Raw genomic sequence first — 24,532 nt, 5'->3', positions numbered from 1 at the left:
TGTAAAATATTCAGATAAACAAATTGTTGATGCTATTAATGAAACAAAATATACAAAAAAAGTTAATTTTCAAAGTTCAGTAATGGAATTAAATGATTCAATTAATGCTGAATTTATTAAAAATTCATTAATTTCTGAAATTAAAAATTCTTTTAAAAATAATTTATTTTCATTAAACAAAATTACTAATAATAAAGAAATTGATTTAAAAGATGAAGACTTCACAGTTAGTGGTTCTATTAATGCAAAAATTAATTATAATTATGATTCATTTAAAAATTTAACTACTAATCTAACAATTATCATAGGTGAAGGTCAAATTTCTAATAAATATGAATTAAATGATGGAAAAATAAATAAATTTCTTCAAATCTCAGATAGTATAATATTTGCTGCAACAGAAAACGGAAATATTTGAGAAATTGATTTAGAAACTAAAACCCATAAATTAAAATATGATTTTAAAAATAAAAATAATATTATTTTTGATATTAAAGCACTATCTGATACCGAATTAATATTAGCAACAGAAGACAAAATTTATCAGTATGATTTAATCAAAAATGAAATAACAGAAAAAATTAATTTGAAAGATGGTAAAATTTTTTCTTTATCAATAGAAGATTTAAATAACAAAATATATGCTACAACTGATAATAATAATGTTTATGAACTTGATTCAAGTTTTAGTCAAGTAAAAAACAAATATGAATTAAATGCTTCAGTATATTCATCATTAATAGTTGACAAAAAACTATTTGCTGGAACGATTACAAATGTATGAGAATTAGATATTGAATAATTTTTATATAGTAAATAAAAAACACATACTTAAGAAGGTGCGTAACATATATTACGCACCTTCTTTTCGTTTTATTTTTTTAGATTTATATCACTTATTATATCTTAATATATGATTTTTTTGTTTTTTTTCTTAATACTAATAATAAAATAATACTCGTTAAAAAAATACCAATAACAGCACCAGCGATTGAAATAATAAAACGTATTAAAATTTGTTGAGGAGTTAAAAAGTATCCTGACAAATAAAATAATGATAAAACAAAAGCAAATGGAATACTATATGTAAATTGATCTAATTGATGTAATTTTAACTTATATGTAATAAAGGTTATAATAAAAGTAAATATAATTAAACTTAAACTAGAAAGTACCATTATTCAAAAAGGCAATTTAAAAGTAAAAGTAAAATCAGTACTAGTAGTAAAAAAAAGAAAAATTCCTGGAATTAATACTTGTATTATTAAATAACCAACACTTAGAAAAAACTTAGTTCTTGGAAATGTATTTTCACTATTATTTTCAAAATTAACTTCTTGGTTTTTATTTTCCATACTTATCCTCTTCTATAATATAATTCTTTACAATTTTAACATGCTTTTATCAATAATTAAATAACATTTATATTTATTAAATAACACTTATTTTAATACAAAAATTTAAAATAAAAATAGTTTTCCACAATTTAATGAAATTAAAAATTACCTATCCTATAAATTAATTGATTTTTTTGATTTAATTTTTGTTTTATTTTGTAAATCGTATTAAAATTTATTGCGTGTTTTTGTGCTTCTTCTAAATCTTGTTTTTGTACTTTTTTCTTTTCATCAAATTTTTTTGCTGCTGCTTTTCCTTTTATAATAGCTACATGACTACCTTTAACAACTGCATAAGTAACACCACCAGCAACAGCAGTTCCTGCAACAATAATACCAGCAGGTGGAGATACAAAAAAAGATGTAACCAAAATAGCACCAGCACCAATAATAGTACCTCTAACAGCACCTTCAGGAATACCTTCATAACCCCCCTTAACAAGTTCTTTAGTAGATGCAGAAATAATTTTTAATGTTTTTGCTGCTGTTGAATGTTTTGTTTTAAATTTTTTTCAGTATTTGTATTTTTTCTTAGTCATTTCTGGATGATAATTACTATCAACTAATATAAAATTAGTTTCATCTTTTTGTCTTTCATCTAAATCTGCAATTGCCTTTTCTACTTCTAATCAAGTCATTATTAACTTCTCCTTTTTTAAAAAAATAAAAAAACTCATTTACTTTTGAATAAGTAATGAATTTAAAACTTATATTAAGTTTTAAAAAAATAATATCATATTTTCTATATTTAGTATCGAAAATTTAATTATTTTTATCAATATTACATAAATTTTTATACTATCTATATGATTAAAATTTAATAAACTATATCTATAATGACTAGGCTTACTTCAATTAACCACTTACTTTTTAATTTTTATTCTTCTTAATATTGCTATAACTACTGGAATAGCAATAATAACTAATAAAAAAGTACTACCAATAATTATAATATTTCAATTATTAATTAAAGTTGTTGTCTTTGGTTTTATTTCTGCTAAAGCAAAAGGGTTATTTTTATATTAGTAGCTTCTTGTAAATACTGATTAAATTCAATACCAGATTGACTATTAGCAAAATTAGTAAAACCAGAAAACTTAGTTGATAAAGGATTAATATTATAAATATTTAAATATTGTCTTGAAGAATTATCAACTTTATCATTTACTATTCTTTGTAATAAATAAATAGTATGATCTTCAGATTGATATGTTTTTAATGGTTGATTTGAAATAGGTGTTACCTTTTCTTCTTGCGGAACAAGATTATCATCAACACGCTGATATGTTCATTTATCTTCACTAACATTAGCAGTAATAACAACTTCTGATTTAATTTGACTAAAAGCAATCATTTGTAAATTACTATTTTTTTCATCATTAATAAAATATTGATGAATTAATGAAGATTTATCTTCTTTTTCATTAATAACTTGAATGTCTGGCATAGAACTATTAATAGTAAGTGTTTCTTGTCTTAAAACAGTACTACCATCACTATCATTTCATTTAACATTATAATAGTGGGCTTATTTTTACTATAATCTTGGTTTAAAATAGCATAGTCAAAAGTTTTATTACTATTAGTTTTAACATTTTTTTTATTTCTCTGTTTTCATTATTAATAGAAATTTCTAATCCTGATTTTTTAAAAGGAGGATGCACATAAAAAACAAACATTTCATTACTAAAACTATCCTTAGTATTTGCAAATGGTCCAATTGGAAATATTTTAGCACGCGTTTCAAAATTAGATTTTTGAAAATTAGTAGTTGGTTGTAAATTATATGGAACTTCCATTAAAGTATTAATGTCACTTGCTTCATATATTGTTGCAAAAAGTCCTGCATCAATACTTTCTTTAATTGTTTGATGATATTGTAAAATTAAATTATTACTTTTTTCATTAAAAGTATGACCAAAAACACCTGCAGTAAGAAAACCTTCTGCATTTTTAAAATAACTACTATTATCATTAATAATATTTTTTAATTGACTATAACCTTGATCATTAATAATATCATTGGTTTCAATATTACTATGTGTTCAATCATTATTAATAATTTGATCATAACTATCAAAATTAACATTTAATGGTGTATTTTTAACATTATTATATAAATATTGTGAATCATTATTTCAAGATTTAAATACTATTAACTAAGTTACGATTTGATGACTTAACAGTAATATGAAAGCCGCTAACTTTACTATTACTAGTTTGATGATTTTTATTATTAAAACTAATACTTAATACTGAGGTTACTAATAAACTGCTAGCACTAAGTAATAAAATTAATTTTTGTTTAAATTGTTTCATAATATTTCCTTATAAATTTAATATTTAAAAGTTATTAAATTACTATTATTTATTTTTATCTAGCAATTATGTAATTAGTATATCAATTCTTTTAAAAATATGATATATATTATTTACATGAGAAATATATATTTAAGATCTAAAATACCTACAAGATCTATCACAAATATTAATATTATATTAAGTTTCTTTAATTGAAAATACTTATCCCTAAGTCAATTAAATATAAAATTAGCAGTTACTACTTGAAACTGCTAATTTTATTTGTTAGTATATTAATATGATTAGCAATCAAGTAATTATACTGCTAAAAAGAGGAGTGACATTATGCAATTAAATGAAATCCCTAACTATAGTAATGATCCTAAAATTCTTGATAAATTCGCTCGTAATCTAATTGTACAAGCTAAAACAGGAAAAATGGATCCTATTATTGGACGTGATGAAGATATTCGTAAAGTAGAAGAAATACTCTCACGAAAAACTAAAAACAACCCCGTCTTAATCGGTTTACCTGGTATTGGTAAAACTGCTATTATTGAAGGTTTAGCCCAACGTATTGTTCGTGGTGATGTTCCTAGTAACTTAAAAGATAAAATTATTTATGAACTAGATATGGGAGCACTAATTGCTGGCGCTAAATTCCAAGGTGAGTTTGAAGAACGATTAAAAGCGATTATTAACCAAATTAAAAATTCTAATGGAAAAATTATTTTATTTATTGATGAACTACATTTAATTGTTGGTGCTGGTAGAACACAAGGTTCAATGGATGCTTCTAATTTACTAAAACCAATGTTAGCGCGTGGTGAGCTACGTTGTATTGGTGCCACAACGCTTGACGAATATCGTCAATACATTGAAAAAGATGCAGCCCTTGAACGAAGATTTCGTAAGATGATTATTAAAGAACCAACAACAGAAGATACAACTGCTATCTTACGTGGTTTAAAAGAACGTTTTGAAGCTTATCATGGTGTAAAAATTCATGATAGTGCATTACGAGAAGCTGTTTATCTATCTAATAAATATATTAATGATCGTTACTTACCTGATAAAGCAATTGACTTAATTGATGAAGCTTGTGCTAGTATTAAAACTGAAATTGCTTCGGTTCCTAGTGATTTAGATGATATAAGAAGAAAAGTCTTACAATTAAAAATTGAACAAGCAGCCTTAAGCAAAGAAAAAGATGAAAACTCGCAAACAAGACTAATTGAAGTCGATAAACAATTAAAAACTAAAAAAAATACTTTACAACAATTAGAAGATAAATGAATCAAAGAAAAGTCAGCATTAGACCATATTACTAGTTTAAAAAATAAATTAGAAAATGCTAAATCAGAACTAGAATTGTATCAATTATCAGGTAATTTTACAAAAGCTGGTGAACTACAATATAGTATTATTCCCAACTTAGAAAAAGAACTTAAAGATAGTGAAAATATAAAAAAAGATAATCCTTTACTACGCGAAGATGTTACTAGTGAAGATATTGCAAAAGTTGTTGCAAAATGAACCGGCATTCCTGTTACTCGTTTATTAGCAACCGAAAAAGAAAAATTAATAAAATTACCCTTAACTTTAAATACAAGAATTAAAGGTCAAAGTAATGCCCTACAGTTGGTAAGTGATGCTTTAATTAGAGCTCGTGCTGGTATTAAAGGTCCCAATCGTCCAATTGGTTCATTTATTTTCTTGGGTCCAACCGGTGTTGGAAAAACTGAAGTTGCCAGAACCTTAGCTGATATTTTATTTGATAGCGAAAAAAATATGGTTCGTATTGATATGTCAGAATTTATGGAAAAACACGCAGTTAGCAAATTACTAGGTTCACCTCCTGGCTATGTTGGTTATGAAAATGGTGGACAATTAACCGAAAAAGTAAGAAGAAATCCTTACAGTATCATTCTTTTTGATGAAATCGAAAAAGCCCATCCTGAAGTATTAAATATTTTATTACAAATTCTTGATGAAGGTAGAATTACAGACAGTCACGGTCTCTTAATTGACTTTAAAAACACAATAATTATTATGACTTCAAATCTTGGTTCACAAGAACTATTAAGTGGTAAAGATAACAGCAAAGAACAAGCATTAAATATCTTAAAAAAATCATTTCGACCAGAATTTATTAATCGAATTGATGAAATTATTATCTTCAATCCATTAAGTAAAAAAGTAATAACAGAAATTATTATTAAAGAATTAGATACTTTATTATTACGATTAAGACAAGAAAAAAATTTACAATTATCTTATGAATCAGAAGTAGTTAATAAAATACTAAAAGATGCTTATGATGAAGAATATGGCGCACGACCGATTAAACGCTATATTCAACACTATATTGAAACTATTATCGCACAAGCTATTATTAAAGAAGAACTAATACCCCACAAACGAATGGTAATTACTATCAATAAAGATAATATGTTTATTCTCAGTAAAAAAATAAAATTCAATTAAGTCTTGATATTATTACACTCTCAGTTATAATTATATAAGTATTGGCATTCAATGTTAATGAATGCTAAAAAAGGTGGTGAACAATGTTAAGTAACAGACAATCACAAATTTTAAAAATCATTGTTGAAAAATATATTAAAACAGGATTACCAATTGGTAGCAAAACTATTTTAGAAAATAATAACAATATTAATTTTTCTAGTGCTACTATTCGTAATGAATGTGTTGAATTAGAAACATTAGGATTATTAGAAAAAGCACATAGTTCTAGTGGTCGTATTCCTTCAACAAAAGGTTATCGCTATTATGTTGATAATTTAATGAATATGGGTGAACACCAAGAACTAGAAATCTTGAAGAAAAAAATAGCAGAAGTATTTAATAACCGTAACTTAGTAATTACCGAAGTATTAAATAAAACTAGTAGTATTTTAAGTGAAATGACTAATTTGATTAGTATTGTTACTGGTCCTAATCTTAATGAAGATACTTTAAAGAAAATTGAATTAATACCGATTAGTAATGATAATGCTTTAACAATTTGTATTACTAGTAATGGTCATGTTCAAAACAAAATGTTTAATATTCAAGAAACATCATTAACCGATTTATCAATTGCTATTGATATTTTTAATACCAGATTAATTGGTACTAAAATTAGTGAAATTAGTGAGAAAGTAAATTTATTAAAACCAATTCTTGAACAACAAGTACAAAAATCAGAATATATTATTCAAGGATTTGTTAACACTTTAATTAATTTCTCACGACCACTATCAACAACACATGGTGTTCAATATATGTTAGAAAATCCTGAATTTAATGATATTAATAAGGTTAAAACAATTATTAAATTCATTGAATCACAATCACCATGAATGTATTTTGATGAATTAAATAATAATCAACTAGAAATTAAAATTGGTGAAGAACTGGGCAATGAAAATAACGATATGGCAATGATTACTACTACTTTTAAAGTTCATGATGGTGAACAAGGACAAATTGCAATTGTTGGACCAAAACGTTTAGAATATGAAAAACTAACCAAAATTCTAAATTGGATTAATCAAACATTGATTAAAAACTTTAAATAGAAATGAGATGATAAAATGACAAAAGCTAAAAAAGATAACATTGATAACGTATCAGCAACAGAAACTAAAGATACAACTATTTCAACTCCTGTTACTGAAACACCAGTAAGTGTCGAAGAAGAAAAAATATCATTAAATAAAGAAATCGAATTAGAAACAAAAATTAAAGAATTAACAACAGAACTTAATAAAATTAATTCACAGCAAAAGCAATTAATGCTAGCTACTAGATTAAATACGATTAAAGAATTAGAAATTCAAAATAAAGAACACATTAAATATGCTAACCAAAAAATTATTAAAGATTTAGTTCATACTTTATTAAATTTCCAACGAGCACTAAACTTTAAAACTGATAATGCAGCAGTTCAAAATTTCCTAGTTGGTTTTAAATTTATCTATGAAGAATTAATTAAAGCACTTGGTAAAGAAGGTTTAAAAGAAATTACTGCTAAAGTTGGAGATCAATTTAATTCTCACCAACATGAGGCAGTAGAAATTATTAATGATAATACAAACAATGCTTATCAAAATGTAAAAAATAATACTATTGTTGAAGTTATAGCTAATGGTTATGAATTGTATAATCGTGTCATTAGCACTACTAAAGTTAAAGTTTTTCAAACTAAAGAAGAAAAAACAGAAACAAAGAAAAATTAAGGAGTGAAAATATTATGTCTACAAATAAAACAACAAATAAAGAAATCATTTTAGGAATCGATCTAGGAACAACTAATTCATGTGTTGCCGTAATGGAAGGTGATAAGCCAAAAGTTATTGAAAATACCGAAGGTGGAAGAACAACACCATCAGTTGTTGCTTACAAAGATGGTCAAATTATAGTTGGTGAAGTTGCTAAACGTCAAGCTATTACTGATCCAGATAATACTGTTAGTTCAATTAAAAGAATTATGGGAACTAAAGAAACAGTTAAAGCCGCTACTAAAACACGTAAACCAGAAGAAGTGTCTGCAGAAATTTTACGTACTATTAAAACCTTTGCTGAATCAAAACTAGGTAAAAAAATATCAAAAGCAGTTATTACTGTTCCTGCTTACTTTAACAATGAACAACGTGAAGCTACTAAAAATGCAGGAATTATTGCGGGATTAAAAGTAGAAAGAATTATTAACGAACCAACTGCTGCTGCCATTGCTTATGGTTTAGATAAACAAGATAAAGATCACAAAATTTTAGTATTTGACTTAGGTGGTGGAACATTTGACGTTTCAGTTCTAGAATTAGCGGGTGGAACATTTGAAGTATTATCAACTAGTGGTGATAACAAACTTGGTGGTGATGACTTTGATGACTTAATTGTTCAACATTTAGTTAGTGAATTCAAAAAAAGTAATGGTGTTGACTTATCAAAAGATAAAATGGCAATGCAACGTTTAAAAGATGCTGCTGAAAAAGCGAAAAAAGACTTATCAGGAGTAGTACAAGCTGATATTTCATTACCGTTTATTTCAATGAATGCCTCAGGTCCATTACATTTAAATGAAAAATTAACACGTGCCAAATTTAATGAACTAACAAAATCACTAGTTGAAAGAACTATTGCTCCTGTTCGTGATGCCTTAAAAGAAGCTAAATTAAGCAAAAATGAAATTGATGAAGTTATTTTAGTTGGTGGTTCAACAAGAATCCCAGCTGTGCAAGAAGTTATTAAAAACGAAATTGGTAAAGAACCACATCGTGGTGTTAACCCTGATGAAGTAGTAGCTTTAGGTGCTGCTATTCAAGGAGGAGTATTATCGGGTGATGTTACTGACGTTTTACTATTAGATGTAACTCCTTTATCATTAGGTATTGAAACTTTAGGAGGAGTAATGACACCATTAATTTCTCGTAATACTACTGTTCCTACTAAAAAGTCACAAGTATTTTCAACTGCCGAAGACAATCAACCCGCTGTTGATATTAGTGTTTTACAAGGAGAACGTCCACTAGCTAAAGATAATCATTCACTAGGTCGTTTCCAATTAAGTGGTATCGAACCAGCACCAAGAGGTATTCCACAAATTGAAGTTACTTTTGATATAGATGTTAATGGTATTGTATCTGTTAGTGCTAAAGATCTAAAAACTAATAAAGAACAAAAAATTACTATCAGCAATAGTGGTACTTTAAGTAAAGACGAAATTGAAAAAATGGTACAAGATGCTGAAAAGAATCGTGAAAACGATGAAAAACATAAAGAAGAAATTGAATTATCTAATCAAGCACAAGCCTATATTTATGATATTGATAAAATGACTGCTGAAGTTACTAAATCAGCAAAAGAAGGTGAAGCAGAAAATCCACAAATTGCTGAAATGAAAAAACTACGTGATGACTTACAAAAATCACTAGATGAAAAAAAATATGATGATTTAAAAGAAAAACTAGAACAATTAAAACAAGCGTTTGCTGCTGCACAACAATTTATGAACCAACAAAAACAAGAACCAACAGATCATATTAAAAAAGATGATAATAAAAGTGATGATGTTATTGATGTTGACGCAACAACTAAATAAAATAATTAGAGGTGGACAAAATGGCAAGTAAAAAACGTGATTATTATGAAATTCTAGGAGTTTCACGTAATGCTACTCCAGATGAAATTAAGAAAGCGTTTCGTACGCTTGCAAAAAAATATCATCCTGATTCACCAAGTGGTGGTGATGAAGCTCGATTTAAAGAAATAAGCGAAGCTTATCAAGTTTTATCTGATACTAATGAAAGAGCAAAATATGATCAATTTGGTCATGATATGCCTGGAGTTGGCAGTTCTTCTGGTTTCGGTGGTTTCGGTGACTTTAGTTCAGCATTTGGTGACTTATTTGGTGACTTATTTGGTGGTAATAGAAGACAACAACAACAACGCTATAATGGTAAAACACCAGGTGATAATATCCTAACAAAAGTTGAAATTAGTTATCGTGATGTATTCTTTGGCAAAAAAATGACCATTAGTATTAACATTGATGTTGCTTGTAAGGATTGTAAAGAAACTGGTGCTAGAACTCCTAATGATATTAGTACATGTGATAAATGTAAAGGTAAAGGAGTTCTTGAATATGTTCAACAATCACCATTAGGTATGTTTAGACATCAAGGTGTTTGCAACCAATGTCAAGGACTTGGTAAAATTATTCGTCAAAAATGTTTAAAATGCAAAGGACATCGCTATTATATTGAAAATCAAAAATTAGAATTTGATATTCCTCGCAGTATTTTTGATGGTCAACAAATTAGAATTAAAGGTAAAGGTAAAATTGGTCATAATGGTGGCACTCAAGGCGATTTATTTGTTGGTATTAATATTAAGCGACACGCTTTCTTAGATCGTCAAGGTAGTGATATGTATATTAAATTACCAGTATCTTACTTAGATATTATTTTGGGAAATATTATTATGATTCCTACCTTTGAAGGAATAATTAAACATAAATTACCATTAGGACTACAATACGGTGACAAAATTACTTTAAAAAATCAAGGATTCTATTACCCTAATAGTAGTAAACGTGGTGATTTACATGTTATTCTTGATATACAAATGCCTAATAAAGTTACTAAAACAGAGCAAGAAAAATTATGAAATATTAATAACGAAACTAAATTTGATCCAAATGAAGATTTTGTTAATAGTGCAATAAAAAGAATTTAATAAATTAATTGGACCTTTTTTACCAATATAACACATTACACAACTAGTTTCATTTAAATATTTGAATAATCTTCATTAGAGTGGAACCTTTGTCATTGTTTTACTTCTCATATTGGTATGTCGGTAATATTAATTACTACAACATTAAAATACAACGGACTTAATAATCATAATAAATGATATAAATAATTTATATCACTATTAATATTTTTAAATAATAAATCACAAATAAACAATGCTGTCATCATATATCAAAACCCAATTTCTGCTAAATAATTAGGGTGACGACAATCTTTTCATAAACCATAATTAATAAAAAATAAATCATGTTTTTTCTTTAAGGAAAATCTAAACTTTTGTCAATCTGCAATTGTCTCAATAACTAAAAATAAAATAGCAAGCATAATAAAAATAAGTAAGTAATTATTAAATGTTACTATTAAAATAAACAATATCAAGACTTAATGCAAAAACCGTAGGAATACTAATCATAAAAACTGAAATTCCTTGTAAAATTGAAAAAATACTAAATTTTCAAAAATTAATAATAATTTTATCAAACCGATATTCAACCTTATGTTTAATAATTTTTAATAATAAAAAACTACTTAATCTTAGAACTCAAATATTATAAAGAACAAACAACGAAATTTGGACAGGACTAAAATTTTGCTTTCAAGCAACGATAATCACACTTAAACAAATAAAACTTAAACAATAAATAATTTCAGTTAAAATAGCAGTTTTAAAAATAAAAGCTATCATAAAGAAAATAAAATTAATAGTTAATGATATTAAAAATATTCAAAGTATAATATAAAAATCCATAATAAATACCCCTTAAATTATATTAAATATATTTCAATTATAACAACTAATGAAATAAGTTTAATAACTTAGATTTAAATTTTAATTTTGTACAAAAATATAATTAAATTATATATTTAAAATATATAATTTAATTATAAACTTACATAATATAAGTTTATAATTAACTTTAGTTTTAAAGTAATTGAATTTTTAATTTTAAAATAAAGGAGAATTAAAATTATGCCATCAATAACTGAAATAGTTAATATATATTACACACAAGATTTGTTAAAAGAAAGAGAAAAAAATAAAAATATTAAAAAAGAAAAAGTACCTGACAAATTAGATGTTAATAAAATAAATTCTAATGATACACAAAATAAACAAACATTAACAAACAAAGATAATAATTATTGCAGTATTTCATAATTTGTTATTAATACAAATATACAAAAATAGTTAATTGCATTTATTTTTAAAAACACTAAAATGTAGTTAACTTCTTAAATTTAAGAAGTTATTGGAAAAACAAAAAGGGGGTTTTCATTATGAAAACATTAATAAAAACATTAAGTATTTTAACACTTGCAACAACCACAGGAAATTTAACGGGTTTCTTAAACTCAACTATACAAAAAAATAATATTACAACTAACTATATTCAAAGTAAAACTCAACAAGATACAATTTATATTGACAAAGATGGCAAACAAATAACAACTAGTGAAAGAGACTTATCAAAGATAAATAGTAAAGAAATTATTCAAATTGGATTTTTTAAAAATATATTAGGAGAAATTCAAGTTGTTAGAATGCCAAGAACAATTGAAAAAGTACCTGACAAATTGCCACCAGAAATAACATCTTTAAAAAATATGTTTACAGGTACAACCTTATTCAATCAAGACCTTTCAACATGAGATACTTCCAATATAACAAATATGAATTTTACATTTAATGGAGCCACTTCATTTAATAGCAATATTACTAATTGAAATGTTTCTAATGTAAAAAGTACTTTTGTTATGTTTGCAAATGCAACCTCATTCAATCAAGACCTTTCAACATGAAATGTATCTAATATAAACCGTTTTAGTCTTATGTTTTATGGTGCAACCTCATTCAATCAAAACCTTTCAAACTGAAATACTTCTAATGCAGTATATATGAATTTTATGTTTTATGGTGCTAAATTATTCGATCAAGACCTTTCAACATGAAATGTAAAAAAAGTAAGAGAACATAGTAACTTTGCAAATTATTCAGGAATTACTAATCCTAATAAATTACCAAAATTTAAAAATAATATTATAACAATATATTAATTAATATATTACTAATTTTTCTTTCCTTTTATATTAATACTTAAAGTGTTAAAATTAAGATGGATAGAAAATATTTCCTAGTTTTGGATTAATATTATCATTCCTAAAATTTATAGAAACTATTATTAATCCAAAATATCCTTTTAATTTATCACATATATAAAGAAGATGTTTAAAATGAAAAATTTAATTACTGCCCTAAGTGTTTTAACACTTGGTACAACTGTAGGAAATTTAAGTAGTAACTTAAAGACTAATCAAAAAACAGAAGCTGTTAATACTATTTTAAACCAAGATATAAAAAAAGTAAGTAATGTTGATTTATCTAATATTACTGCTGAAAATAACGTTTGAAAATATCTAACAAAAAATAACGTAGCAACATATGCAGGTGGCGAAAACTATTATCAATATTATTTTGCTTACCATGTTATTGGATTAAATCATGATACATTACATAAATTAAATAATGCGATTGGTTCGGGAATAGGAGCAGTCTCTGCTGTCCTAGGTGTTGCCTTACCAGCATTAGCTCCAATAATTGGTGCAGTTGCAGCAATATTAATTGCACAATGATACATATGACAAATTACTGACTATATAATGGTAATGGAGTTGTTATTGATATGATTGGTTTAACACCAACATGAATCGTTAATGTTTCATCACAATAAAAAATAATAATACTTAAATTTATTAAAAACAGACCCGTGAAATAGGTCTGTTTTTAAAATTTCTTTAAATCTTTTCTATAACGTGTTATTAAATTACCAATAGCCGATTTATCTGATGCAATTAGGTTTATATACTGACTTTTTACTATTAAATTATCATCGTATTGACTTAAATGACACTGTATTACTCAATATAATCTTTTATAATACATTCTACTTTCACCAATTTTTAAATAATAATCAACAGCATTTTTATTTTTCATTATTTTAATTTCTTCATTAGAAAAAGATATTGTTGATTTTAATGAAGAATTTGTTATTTTATTAACTTTGATTTCATTTTGAATATATTTTAAAAGATTAATGATTCTTTTTTTACTTTTTTCTTCAAAATTTATACAATAATACAAATCAAATAAATTATATAAAATATCTACTAATATATTTTTTTCAAATACAATACTATCTACTTTACTTTTTATTAACTCAAAAAGATTATTTTCATTTTGTGAATTAAGTATATAATGAATTAATAAATTAAAAGTGCAAGTAATTTTAGTATTAAATTGATACATATATGTAACTCCTGTACCAATTGATGGACTTTCAATATTTAATGATTTTATAACTAAATCATTGAAATAATTATCAATATTATCTATTTTTATTTTTGAAAAAAATATCTCTTCAAAATCTTTATATGCCGAATAAAAATTATTATGATTATATAACATATATATGATTCAAATAACATGTGTATAATCATCTAATAAAATAATTTTGGTAATATCTCATTTATTTTTTTTAAGAAAAAGATAATTTTCAATATAATTTGCAATAAATTTAATATTAAAATATGATTCTTTTTTTAAAACATTTGGATCAATGAATAAAGAAACTAAACGAAAAAATATATATTCCCTATTTCATGTTCCTTTTGAATAATATTTAATTATTTTATATAACTGGTTATAACTAATTATCATTTTATCTTTGATTTCTAAATAAAACTTATCAAATATATCTATTTTTCTATTATTCAAACAGTGAATATAAAAATTACAGATTTTAGTTTGAAAACTATTTAAAGGATCATCAATAAATAAAAAATAAAATTTTTTCATATTAGAATCAAAACATTTTAAAATTAAACTTTTTATCTTTTCCAATTCTTTTTCATAATTTTCTTTAGAAAAATTAATATTTTCAAAATAAATTAAATGTTGATTTAATTCTTTTCTTTTATCTAAATACTTAAAATAATTTAAAATATAATCTGTCTTAATTTTTAAAATATTATCTTGTTTTTTTGAATTTCTTATTTTTTTAAAGTTATTAATTAATTCAGTTTTATTATTATCTATTTCTATTACTGAAATTAAACTTTTTAAGGAACCATTTTCATTTGACATTTCATCTAATAAATAATTTTTAATATATTCACTTTTTTGTTTTATTGAAAATGAGATAAAATTACTTTCTTTTGTACCAATCTGATTATAATCTGTTCAAGTTCTAACTATTGCTCCAACATTTTCATTAACATCATCATCTCAATAATGTTTACTAGGAACTAATTTTAATTTTTCTTCATCTTCTTTATTTTTTTTGTTTATTGCATCATCAAACTCTTTAAAAGTATAATTAAAAATAACTTCTTTTCAAATATGTTCATATATTTTTTTAAAATATGGTATTCTGTATTTTAAATATTCTTCTTGCTTTTCAATTGGAAAATTTAATTTAATATACTCATAATCAATTAAAATAATTTTTTCAAATTCTATTGTATCTAAAAAAGATGCTCCTAAAAATACAAAATCATCACCTAATCTAAATATTGCATAATCACTTTCAACATTTAACAAAAAGTTTTTATTATTTAACAGCTTAAAAAAAGTATCTGAATTTGGATTATTTTTTAAATCTATTGCAAATGCTATTAAAAATAATTTATACATAAGAGGACTATATGGCAAATAGTCATTTCAATCTAAATTTAATAAATTATTTTTTATTAAATTAATTTCATTATCTTTTCAACTTAAATATATATAATATAAATTAATTATTATAAAGTTATTTTTTAATGGTCATTTTCTAAAATTTTTATTTCATTTTTTTACAAATAAGTTATTTTCTTCTTCTTTAATTCAATAATTTAAATAATTATTAATTTTTAAAAAATCACCAGATAAAATATATTCTTTCAAATTTTTAATATCAATATTTTTATTTTTAATTTCAAAATATATAAAATCATTACTTCTTTTAAATTCTAAATTTTCTTTAATACTTAATAAAATAATAGCATTTCTATCATCATATATCACATCTGTTCTTAGTTCACAAAGTAATAAATAAGTATATATTTTATAAAAATTGTTTAAAGAAGTATTACTTTTGTTTTCTTTGAAAATACAATAAGAAATATAACAACAATATAGTAAAGAAGTATTTGAATATTCTTTAACTGTAGAAGAAAAAATATTTTCAGCAAGTTTTATTTTAGAAATTACATTTTTAATTTTTAATTCAATTTCATTAAATTCCCTAAGATAATATAATTCATTTATATATAACATAAAATTAGTATTTTTATCATCACTTATAACATCAAACATTTTAAACAAATTCTCCTAACCATTTTCTAATTTCTTTATCATTAATCCTTCATTTAAGTAATTTTATATATAACTTAGATTTCCCTAAAAACTGTACTATATCTTGTGAAAGAGAAATTTCTTTATTTTTATATAATCAGTCAAATAAATTATTTAAAATGCCATCAATATACTTTTCTTTATAAGTAATCTTAGAATTTAAAAGATCATATTTTTTTCCAAAAAAATCTATAATGAATAATAATTCTTGTTTATTTTCAAATTTAGTATTAATTTTGTCTGATTTAAAATACTCTTCAAAATTAAAGTTTTTTGATTCATTAATAACTTCATGATTAAAAACTAAATCTATTTCATTTAATAAATCATATATGTTTGCATATTCTTTAATATAATTTAAAAATTTTTTAATAACTTCAAATAAATTTATACATTCTTCACTATTAAAAATCTTACTAAATTCAATATACTTTATTCCATAAAGTTTAGAATCTAATGGTGGCTTCTTGTCACATTTAACGTATTTAGTGGACAATACCACTGGAACATTAACTTTACACTTATCACAACAATCACATTTATTTTTTTGTTTTTCATAGTCATTAAATAATACAACAAAATTTTCATTCTCTCATGTTTTAACTTTTGCTTTTTCTAAAATAAAAGTCGCCAAACTATTGGCTACAAACTGATCTTCAAAACTATAACCTAAAAAAATAAATGTATAATTTTGATTTACTGCATCTTCTATTATTTTTTTAAATGATTCTGTAAAATTTTCAATAATTCAATTCTCAATAAAACTTTTATAAGTATCTATAAATTCTATTTTTTTACCTTTTTTATTCAAATTATTAACTTTATGTTCACTTGTTTCATTTGATTTTTCATTAATTCCAGTTATTGAACAATGAATTGGATATACTTTATCATTTAATTCTTCAATACTATTAATTCAATTTTTTATATATTGTTTAGGATTTTCTAATTTATTTCAAGCAAAAATATTATCATAATTTGTAGTAATTATTTTATCAAAATTATTATTTATTAATTCTAAAATTTCTTTTTTTTCACTATCAATTTCCTTTTTTTCTATATCAAGTTTACTACTATATTCTTCTATAAAAAAAAGCACTTGCACTGTCTTTTTTCTCTTTTGTATCTAATAAACTTTTTAAATTATCCAAAACTTTTGAAAGATCAAAGTTATTTTAAACCATACTCTTCAAATTCTTAAGTTCTTTTTTATAATAACCATCTAAATCTTGAAATTCATTCTCTTTTTTTTCAATAATAGAAATTAATAATTCTTTTCATAAAGGAAAACCAAAATTTGCAGAAAAACCTGCTCCTAAAAATAATATTGTTTTCTTTTCAATTATTTTTGAACTAATAAACTTAATGTTTTCTTCTACATTTTTGTCTAAATAATCTTTTGAATCTGCCATTTAATTTTGCATCTTTCTATTATAGATTAATTTAAATTTAACATAAAAAAGTAGTTATTACTACCTTTTTAATTAAACAACATAATTAACATTTTTCGCTGATTTATCGCTTTCAATAATTTTTTTAGCATCTGCTAATTTAATGGCTACCATTTTCGTAATTCCTTGATTTTGCATAGTTGTACCATATAATACATCACAATTTTCCATTGTACCTGGACGATGAGTAACAATAATAAATTGCGTATATTGTGAAAAACTACGAACATATCTAGCAAAACGTTCTAAATTAGCTGGATCCAATGGCGCTTCAACCTCATCTAATATTGTCAATGGCAATGGCTTGACTTTTAAAATAGCAAATAATACCGCTAATGCAACTAATGATTTTTCACCACCTGATAATAAGTTTAAATTACTAATTCTTTTACCAGGAGGATTAGCAAGCACTTCCACACCTGTATTTAAAATATCATCAGGTGATGTATATCGTAAACTACAAGCTCCTCCACCAAATAAAGTTTGAAATGTTTCGGGCAATACCATATTAATAGCTTTGATTGTTTCATCAAATTGCGTTACCATAACATTATCCATTTCATCAATGGCTGTTAACAACGATTGTGATGCTAATTGCAATTCATCATGTTTAGTTTTTAAACGTAAATAACGTTCATTTTCATTTTCAAATTCTTCAATAGCATTAATATTTACAAATCCTAAATCTTCAATCTCACTACGTAATTGTTGTACCAAATTACGTGCTTGTTGTTCATCTGCTAATGGTTCACTATAATGTTCTCTAGCATATTCATAAGTTAAATTATAAGTTTCAACTAAACGTCTTAAATGTTGTTCTACTTTTGACTCCATTTTTACTTGCTCAAGTTTTTGATTATTTAATTTATCACTAGTCATAAAATGTTCTTGATTTAAACTATATAATTCATTTTCTAAAGTTTGCATTTGTTCTAATAATTGATGTTTCTGTTTACGAATTAATTGTAATTGACTTTTTATTGTCGCTTGATCATATTTAGAATTTTCATATTGAATAAAAATATCATTTAATTGATTTGTAGTATCAATATCTAATTTTTTACCAGTCAATGTTTGATATTGAGTAGTTAATAATTGTGATTGATTAGTGATATCACTAATTTCACTAATCAATTTATTTATTGTTAAAGTAATTGTCAACTTTTGACCTTGATAATTATTTAATTCGCTTTCAATACTTGTTCTTTGGACATTTATATTAACTAATTGTTGTTCTAATGATTTAATTTCTTCTTTTAATTCAGAAACTATTAACTTTTCTTTAAAAACATTAATACTATTTTGATGTTGATAACCTCCAACAATAGCACCTCCAGCTTTAATTAATTGACCATCTAAAGTTACACATTGATATTTAGCAGCAATTAATTGTGAAATAACTCTTGCGCTTTCTAAGTCTTCACAAATAATAGTACGACCTAAAAGAAAATTAATAATTGGCTGAATTCTATTATCAACTGCTGTAACTAAATGATGAGCAAAACTTAAATAACCCGATTTGCTATTAACAATAATTTCATCTTCTTTAGTCGCTGTTCGAACTTGAATTGAATTTAAAGGTAAAAAAGTGGCAATTCCCGCTTTATTTTGTTTTAAAAATTCAACAGCCTTGGTTGCATCTTTGTTAGTCGCCGTAACAATGTTTTTTAAAGTATTACCCAATACTTTAACAATCGCTTCACTATAAAGATCGGGTACCGAAATTAAATCACTCACTACTCCAATGATGCCATATAGTTTATCTTTATTATTTAAAATTGTTTGAACACCCAAATATTTTTGATTTTGTCGTTGTTGATAATTAATTACCGATTCTAATTGTGCTTTTTTTTCGCCTAAACCACGATGAATATTATTTTGTCCTAAAATTAAATCTTGATGTTGAACATTTAGTTCTTCAAATAAATTATTAATTTTATCAAAGTTTTCTTGTTCTTTTTTTTGTAAAAAAGTTTTTTGTTCAATAATAGTAAGCAAAGTTTCAATTTCATTTTTTAATTTTTCAACTTCTGTTTGATCTTTTATTTCATTTTGTTTTGTTTTCATTAATGATTTTTGTTGTTCTAAAACTTGCAATAAACTATTAACATTAGATAAATTCATTTCTAAACTATTAATGTTTTTATCTAAATCATAACTTTTATTTTTTAAAAATTTTAATTGTTGTTCATTCTTACTAATATTTAAATTAAGTTGTTGTTGTAAAATTTCATTATCATTTATACTGACTGTTGTAAGTTTTAATTGATTATGATATGTCTCCAAATCTTTAACAATAATAGTAATTTCATATTTTTTTAAATTATCACGTAATTCAACATAAGTTTTAGCTTTCTGTGCTTGTTTTGCTAATGGTTCAATTTTTCTACTTATTTCACTAATAATATCATTAACTCGAACTAAATTTTCATTAGTACGCTCTAATTTACGTAATGACTCTTCTTTCCTCTTTTTGTATTTTGAAACACCCGCAGCCTCTTCAAATAAAGTTCTTCTTTCTTCTGGTTTAGAATCAGCAAATTTTGAAACATTACCTTGACTAATAATTGCAAGTGAACCTTTAGCTAAACCTGTACCCATAATAATTTCTTGTACATCTTTTAAACGAACACGAGCTTTATTAATGTAATATTCATTTTCTGAACTATTACGAAAAGTTTTTCTAGTAATTTGTACTTCATTAAAATCAACTTTAAATATTTTATTAGTATTATCAAAAACTAAAGTAACTTGAGCACTATTTAATGGTTGTTTACCTTTAGCACCATTAAAAATTATATCTTCACTATTTTCACCACGTAATGATTTAACTGATTGTTCACCTAAAACTCAACGAATAGCATCATTAATATTAGACTTTCCAGAACCATTAGGACCAACAATACCTACAATATTAGTATCAAATTCTATTGTTAAAGGCTCTGCAAATGACTTAAAACCATATGCTTCAATTCTTTTTAAGAATGCCATCTTACCTCACCTATTTTAAAATATATACTTATATTTTACCATGAATCAGTTTAATATTTATTGTTAAGATTTAGCAGAAATATTACTTTATTCGCATTATTATTTGTTCTTTAATTGTTTTATAATAAAATTTATTAATTCACAAATAAAATAATGTAGTACTAATAATAGTACTAATAATTAATATTATAACTAAGATACTATTAATTCATAATGGAATTCCAATAATTGAATAATTAAAGTTGAGAATATTATAAGGATAAATAAAATTTTTAACATCATTTGTTTGTAAAATGCTGGCTCTAATATAAATATAAGTTAGATAAATAATTGGATAAATAACTACTAATATAAATTGTTTTTTAATATTGATATTAAATTTATTTTTTTTAAAAGTTAAAATTAAAAAAGTAATCATCAATATTGGTGATACTAAATGATCTAAAAAGGAACAAAATAAAGATAAATTATTCAATTTTCAAAATCAATTAAGTTCTAAATCTAACTTTGAAACACTATCAATAAATATCCCCACTCAAAAAATAAGGACAGTAATAGTTATGTATATTGTTAAATTAATTTGACTATAAATATTAGTGAATCTATTTGTCTGCTCTTTTTGATGATAAATTAAAGAAAATAAAAATCAAATATTAACAATAAATATTGTTTGAGAAGACCAAAATGATAACATTATATCAAAGTTTTGTAATACTATAGAATTATAAAAATTATCTTTATTAGTACTATTAACATATCAAAATTCAGTAAATACAGAAAAGATGATAGTCAATATTGATAAAATAAAAATGAATATACAACTTAATAATTTATATAAAAATCTTCAATCTTTAATTTTTTGCTTATATAATAAAAACACAAATTATTCCTCTTCGAAAAACAAAATCATATTTAATAAATATAATAATAACAATTTTTTTGCTAATTTAACAAAAAATAAGTATTAATTAAATTTTGACATGAATATTTTAATAAGAAGCAAGCGAAGTTGAAGATAAATTTCTACTAGAATCACTTTCTTTACTTTGTTCGAATTCAACAAAATTGTTTTCTAAAATTGGTAAAAATTCTAAATCACATTGCTCCTTTATACCATTAAAACTCATAATTGGACTATTTTTTTAGGTAGCACATTTTTTAATTGTGTCTCTAGTTGTGCAATTTTTTCTTCTTTTTCTTCAAGAATTTTTTTTAAATGTTCTATTTCAGTATCTTTTTTTTCAAAATCAGATTTAAAAGCAGTAGTTATTGCTTCAACTGCATCTCAATCTTCATCTTTGCTTTCTTCTCATTCTTTTTCAATTTCTGCTTTAATTTTTGGAATTGAATCTTCTATATATGTATCAATATATTTAATAATCATTTCAAATAATAAAGAACTTTCATCTTTAGTTCCTACATTTTCATTATTATCAATTGTCTTTCAACTATCAATAACTTTTAATCTTTCAATAGGAAAAAATTCTTTTAATGATGTTACAAGTGACTGATATTGTTCTTCAATTTTTTGAAATATTTCATTAAGTTTTGCTTGAAAAAATTCTTTTTGTTTATTATTTGTTAATTGAGGATGTCAATATCGAGTGAAAATTTCCCAAAAATATTTATAAAAAAATAAATTATTTTGGAAAGTTACAGTGTTAAATAAATATAAACACGAATTCCAAATAAACGTTAAAAATTTAGCTTTAAATTTTGATTTGCGAACTTTTTTTTGTATAATTTAATTAAGTTTAATATAAGTTTTTAACTCATTGCTTTAATTTCAAAGTAAATGAGTTTTTATTTTGAAAGGATGAAAAAATGAATAAAAATTTACAAGAAGAATATAAATGAATTAATAGAGAATTGAAAAAAATAATTATTAATAAAAATCAATTTACTCCAGAAATTATTAGTAATAGAGTTAATTTAGCTCAAACTACTATTGTTGATATTAATGAAAATTTAAAAAAACAAAAGATTAGCAAATTTAAAAAAATTAGTTATTCAATATTGAAAATATTTACTTTTGGAAAAATTGATAAAAATAAAATAATTAAAGAAAAAAATGATTTTTTTATAAAAATATCAAAAGAACTTTTTGGAAATATTAAAAAAGTAAAAGAATTATATATAAGAAAATCAAATAGTGAAATAAATATAGATGTTAATAAAATTAATAATGTAACTTTAAATAATTTATTAATAAATCCGACTAAATCAAACTTACCACAAATGTAAAAACGAGAGATTGCAATTACAATTTCTTTTATATTTAAAATCAATTTTAGAACACCAAATTTGCTCATACGCAAACGTTTTAAAATTTTATATGGTTTAGTATTTATAAAATTAAATATCTTATAAAATAGATTTTTAATTTTAATTAAGAATTATTGATATCCATATCTTCAAGGATGATTTTTATTGGGTATATAAACTTTTTTAGTTTTTATTAAATTTTCTTTTATAATTGGTTTTTGTGCTATTTCTTTTAGTTCATACATTTGATTATTGTAACTAAGATATAATTCATTAATAAATGATTTAAGTACAATTACATCAGTTCTAGGTTGTATGTATTGAACTTTGTTATTTTTATAAGGAAAATACTTTTTACCATAATATGTTATGGTTGAACCACTATCTGTTTTTCTTTTAGAAAATCTTGAAAGATAAATATTGATTTCTTCCTGTGTAGGAGCTTTAACCATAGCAGATTTAGTATCATCAATAGGAAAGACAAATTGTTTATTAAAAGTACTTATGTATGTTTTAAGAAATTTGTTAGCTTCTTCTAAATTTCTAATTTTATTAAGTCGTAATTCACTAATTAAACGACTTTGAAGTGTTCCAAATAAGCGTTCAACGCGACCTTTAGCTTGCGGAATTGAAGTTCTGATTATTTCAACACCTAAATCATTACAGGACTTTTGAAATTGAGTATAAGTGTCATTTTCTGTATTTATTTTTCCTGCATCAACTTTTTTCTTATATCCAAAAACTGTTCTATTATCGGTATAAAATGTTTTTGGTATGCCATAATTAGTTAAAATTTGATAAAAAATATTATAATAACCATCTAATGTTTCTTGATGATCAAATCATAGTCCAACAATATTTCCTGTAGCATCATCAATTGCAGCATGTAAAAATGATTTTGGTTTATCGTTACCAAATCAATGATGATTACTGGCGTCCATTTGAATTAATTCACCAAAATTTGTTCTTCGATTTCTTGTTGGATGTAAGTTATTTTTTTTATTTTTATGTCTTTTTGGTGAAGTAATTTTTTCTTTAATTAATATAGTATAAAGTGTGCTATATGAAATCTTAATTTTTTCTTCATTAATTAATTTCTCATGAAAATGTTGAAAATTAAAATTATAATATTTTGTTTTATACAAGTTTATAATCTTAATTTTGATTTCAAAATTTGTTGCCTTATTAGAAATTTTATTACGAGATTTATGAATAAAATCAACTTTACCTTCTCTATTAAAAATTTGAATTAATTGGTTAATTCTTCTAATAGTTAGATTAAGTTTATTCTTGGCTTGATGTTTAGATAATTTATTAATAATAATATCATTTATAATTTTGTATTTATATTTTTCTTTCATAGTCATACTTCTTTCCATATTTATCACCAAGTATATTTAACTTCACTTTTGG

26 protein-coding genes are annotated in these 24,532 nt (G+C 23.5%); 11 read left to right on the top strand and 15 right to left on the bottom strand.

Annotation, left to right across the window (positions count from 1 at the left end):
* The first annotated feature begins 82 nt into the window (after nt 1-82).
* Nucleotides 83-802, top strand: a complete 720-nt coding sequence (locus AACK81_RS02660; protein WP_338962355.1) for a hypothetical protein — start codon at nt 83-85, stop codon at nt 800-802.
* A 97-nt stretch (nt 803-899) separates the two neighbouring features.
* On the opposite strand, the gene AACK81_RS02655 is transcribed toward AACK81_RS02660, so the two are convergent.
* From AACK81_RS02655 to AACK81_RS02640, 4 genes are all read right to left on the bottom strand, one after another.
* On the bottom strand, nt 900-1,355 hold the full coding sequence (locus AACK81_RS02655; protein ID WP_338962354.1) for a DxFTY motif-containing membrane protein: 456 nt from the start codon (nt 1,353-1,355) through the stop codon (nt 900-902).
* A 140-nt stretch (nt 1,356-1,495) separates the two neighbouring features.
* Entirely contained in the window at nt 1,496-2,035 is a 540-nt protein-coding gene (locus AACK81_RS02650; RefSeq protein ID WP_338962351.1) for a hypothetical protein, read from the bottom strand.
* A 359-nt stretch (nt 2,036-2,394) separates the two neighbouring features.
* Nucleotides 2,395-2,844, bottom strand: coding sequence for a hypothetical protein (locus AACK81_RS02645; RefSeq protein WP_338962348.1), 450 nt, complete (start codon nt 2,842-2,844; stop codon nt 2,395-2,397).
* Between the two features lie 103 nt (nt 2,845-2,947).
* Entirely contained in the window at nt 2,948-3,196 is a 249-nt protein-coding gene (locus AACK81_RS02640; protein WP_338962346.1) for a hypothetical protein, read from the bottom strand.
* A gap of 10 nt (nt 3,197-3,206) precedes the next feature.
* Here AACK81_RS02640 and AACK81_RS02635 point away from each other — a divergent pair, with 10 nt between their 5' ends.
* A complete protein-coding gene (locus AACK81_RS02635) occupies nt 3,207-3,359 on the top strand; it encodes a hypothetical protein (RefSeq protein ID WP_338962343.1) in 153 nt (50 codons plus the stop codon).
* A gap of 183 nt (nt 3,360-3,542) precedes the next feature.
* Here AACK81_RS02635 and AACK81_RS02630 read toward each other — a convergent pair whose 3' ends face one another.
* Nucleotides 3,543-3,716, bottom strand: a complete 174-nt coding sequence (locus tag AACK81_RS02630; protein WP_338962341.1) for a hypothetical protein — start codon at nt 3,714-3,716, stop codon at nt 3,543-3,545.
* A 327-nt stretch (nt 3,717-4,043) separates the two neighbouring features.
* On the opposite strand from AACK81_RS02630, the gene AACK81_RS02625 reads away from it, so the two are divergent.
* The 5 genes from AACK81_RS02625 (at nt 4,044) to AACK81_RS02605 (ending at nt 10,940) form a co-directional block, all read left to right on the top strand.
* Entirely contained in the window at nt 4,044-6,185 is a 2,142-nt protein-coding gene (locus AACK81_RS02625; protein ID WP_338962339.1) for an ATP-dependent Clp protease ATP-binding subunit, read from the top strand.
* Nucleotides 6,186-6,268: 83 nt separating this feature from the next.
* The gene (hrcA, locus tag AACK81_RS02620; protein ID WP_338962338.1) at nt 6,269-7,282 is read left to right on the top strand and encodes a heat-inducible transcriptional repressor HrcA; all 1,014 of its coding nucleotides are present in this window, start codon (nt 6,269-6,271) and stop codon (nt 7,280-7,282) included.
* A 15-nt stretch (nt 7,283-7,297) separates the two neighbouring features.
* Entirely contained in the window at nt 7,298-7,942 is a 645-nt protein-coding gene (locus AACK81_RS02615) for a nucleotide exchange factor GrpE (protein ID WP_338962336.1), read from the top strand.
* A 14-nt stretch (nt 7,943-7,956) separates the two neighbouring features.
* Complete coding sequence (gene dnaK, locus AACK81_RS02610; protein WP_338962333.1) at nt 7,957-9,804, top strand: molecular chaperone DnaK; 1,848 nt, start codon at nt 7,957-7,959, stop codon at nt 9,802-9,804.
* Between the two features lie 20 nt (nt 9,805-9,824).
* A complete protein-coding gene (locus tag AACK81_RS02605) occupies nt 9,825-10,940 on the top strand; it encodes a DnaJ C-terminal domain-containing protein (RefSeq protein ID WP_338962331.1) in 1,116 nt (371 codons plus the stop codon).
* A gap of 53 nt (nt 10,941-10,993) precedes the next feature.
* Here the strand turns inward: AACK81_RS02605 and AACK81_RS02600 are convergent, their stop codons facing one another.
* Nucleotides 10,994-11,344 carry a DUF1295 domain-containing protein gene (locus tag AACK81_RS02600; RefSeq protein ID WP_338962328.1) on the bottom strand — a complete coding sequence of 117 codons (351 nt, stop codon included), beginning with the start codon at nt 11,342-11,344 and terminating at the stop codon, nt 10,994-10,996.
* Between the two features lie 22 nt (nt 11,345-11,366).
* Nucleotides 11,367-11,768, bottom strand: a complete 402-nt coding sequence (locus AACK81_RS02595; RefSeq protein WP_338962325.1) for a DUF1295 domain-containing protein — start codon at nt 11,766-11,768, stop codon at nt 11,367-11,369.
* Between the two features lie 222 nt (nt 11,769-11,990).
* On the opposite strand from AACK81_RS02595, the gene AACK81_RS02590 reads away from it, so the two are divergent.
* The 3 genes from AACK81_RS02590 (at nt 11,991) to AACK81_RS02580 (ending at nt 13,714) form a co-directional block, all read left to right on the top strand.
* Nucleotides 11,991-12,179 carry a hypothetical protein gene (locus AACK81_RS02590; RefSeq protein WP_338962322.1) on the top strand — a complete coding sequence of 63 codons (189 nt, stop codon included), beginning with the start codon at nt 11,991-11,993 and terminating at the stop codon, nt 12,177-12,179.
* A gap of 119 nt (nt 12,180-12,298) precedes the next feature.
* On the top strand, nt 12,299-13,075 hold the full coding sequence (locus AACK81_RS02585) for a BspA family leucine-rich repeat surface protein (protein ID WP_338962319.1): 777 nt from the start codon (nt 12,299-12,301) through the stop codon (nt 13,073-13,075).
* Between the two features lie 177 nt (nt 13,076-13,252).
* Nucleotides 13,253-13,714 carry a hypothetical protein gene (locus AACK81_RS02580; protein WP_338962316.1) on the top strand — a complete coding sequence of 154 codons (462 nt, stop codon included), beginning with the start codon at nt 13,253-13,255 and terminating at the stop codon, nt 13,712-13,714.
* Nucleotides 13,715-13,802: 88 nt separating this feature from the next.
* Here AACK81_RS02580 and AACK81_RS02575 read toward each other — a convergent pair whose 3' ends face one another.
* From AACK81_RS02575 to AACK81_RS02545, 7 genes are all read right to left on the bottom strand, one after another.
* A complete protein-coding gene (locus tag AACK81_RS02575) occupies nt 13,803-16,373 on the bottom strand; it encodes a hypothetical protein (protein ID WP_338962314.1) in 2,571 nt (856 codons plus the stop codon).
* Between the two features lies 1 nt (nt 16,374).
* On the bottom strand, nt 16,375-17,517 hold the full coding sequence (locus tag AACK81_RS02570) for an SIR2 family protein (protein WP_338962311.1): 1,143 nt from the start codon (nt 17,515-17,517) through the stop codon (nt 16,375-16,377).
* A 70-nt stretch (nt 17,518-17,587) separates the two neighbouring features.
* Nucleotides 17,588-17,824, bottom strand: coding sequence for a hypothetical protein (locus AACK81_RS02565; protein WP_338962308.1), 237 nt, complete (start codon nt 17,822-17,824; stop codon nt 17,588-17,590).
* A 72-nt stretch (nt 17,825-17,896) separates the two neighbouring features.
* Complete coding sequence (locus AACK81_RS02560; RefSeq protein WP_338962306.1) at nt 17,897-20,854, bottom strand: AAA family ATPase; 2,958 nt, start codon at nt 20,852-20,854, stop codon at nt 17,897-17,899.
* A gap of 82 nt (nt 20,855-20,936) precedes the next feature.
* Nucleotides 20,937-21,734: a hypothetical protein gene (locus AACK81_RS02555; protein ID WP_338962303.1), complete on the bottom strand. Its 798-nt coding sequence runs from the start codon at nt 21,732-21,734 to the stop codon at nt 20,937-20,939.
* Between the two features lie 109 nt (nt 21,735-21,843).
* Complete coding sequence (locus AACK81_RS02550; protein WP_338962300.1) at nt 21,844-21,981, bottom strand: hypothetical protein; 138 nt, start codon at nt 21,979-21,981, stop codon at nt 21,844-21,846.
* Nucleotides 21,963-22,238, bottom strand: a complete 276-nt coding sequence (locus AACK81_RS02545) for a hypothetical protein (protein ID WP_338962298.1) — start codon at nt 22,236-22,238, stop codon at nt 21,963-21,965. The genes AACK81_RS02550 and AACK81_RS02545 overlap by 19 nt, the downstream gene beginning before the upstream one ends.
* 440 nt (nt 22,239-22,678) lie before the next feature.
* On the opposite strand from AACK81_RS02545, the gene AACK81_RS02540 reads away from it, so the two are divergent.
* The gene (locus AACK81_RS02540) at nt 22,679-23,098 is read left to right on the top strand and encodes a hypothetical protein (protein ID WP_338962296.1); all 420 of its coding nucleotides are present in this window, start codon (nt 22,679-22,681) and stop codon (nt 23,096-23,098) included.
* Nucleotides 23,099-23,250: 152 nt separating this feature from the next.
* Here the strand turns inward: AACK81_RS02540 and AACK81_RS02535 are convergent, their stop codons facing one another.
* On the bottom strand, nt 23,251-24,498 hold the full coding sequence (locus AACK81_RS02535) for an ISNCY family transposase (RefSeq protein WP_338962293.1): 1,248 nt from the start codon (nt 24,496-24,498) through the stop codon (nt 23,251-23,253).
* Nucleotides 24,499-24,532 lie beyond the last annotated feature (34 nt).

It is taken from the genome of Spiroplasma endosymbiont of Lasioglossum villosulum, assembly GCF_964020195.1.
In the GTDB taxonomy this organism is placed as follows: Bacteria; Bacillota_I; Bacilli_A; order Mycoplasmatales; family VBWQ01; genus Spiroplasma_E; species Spiroplasma_E ixodetis_A.
The sequence above is the reverse complement of the archived record's forward strand: the minus strand, read 5'-3'. Positions and strand labels throughout refer to the sequence as shown.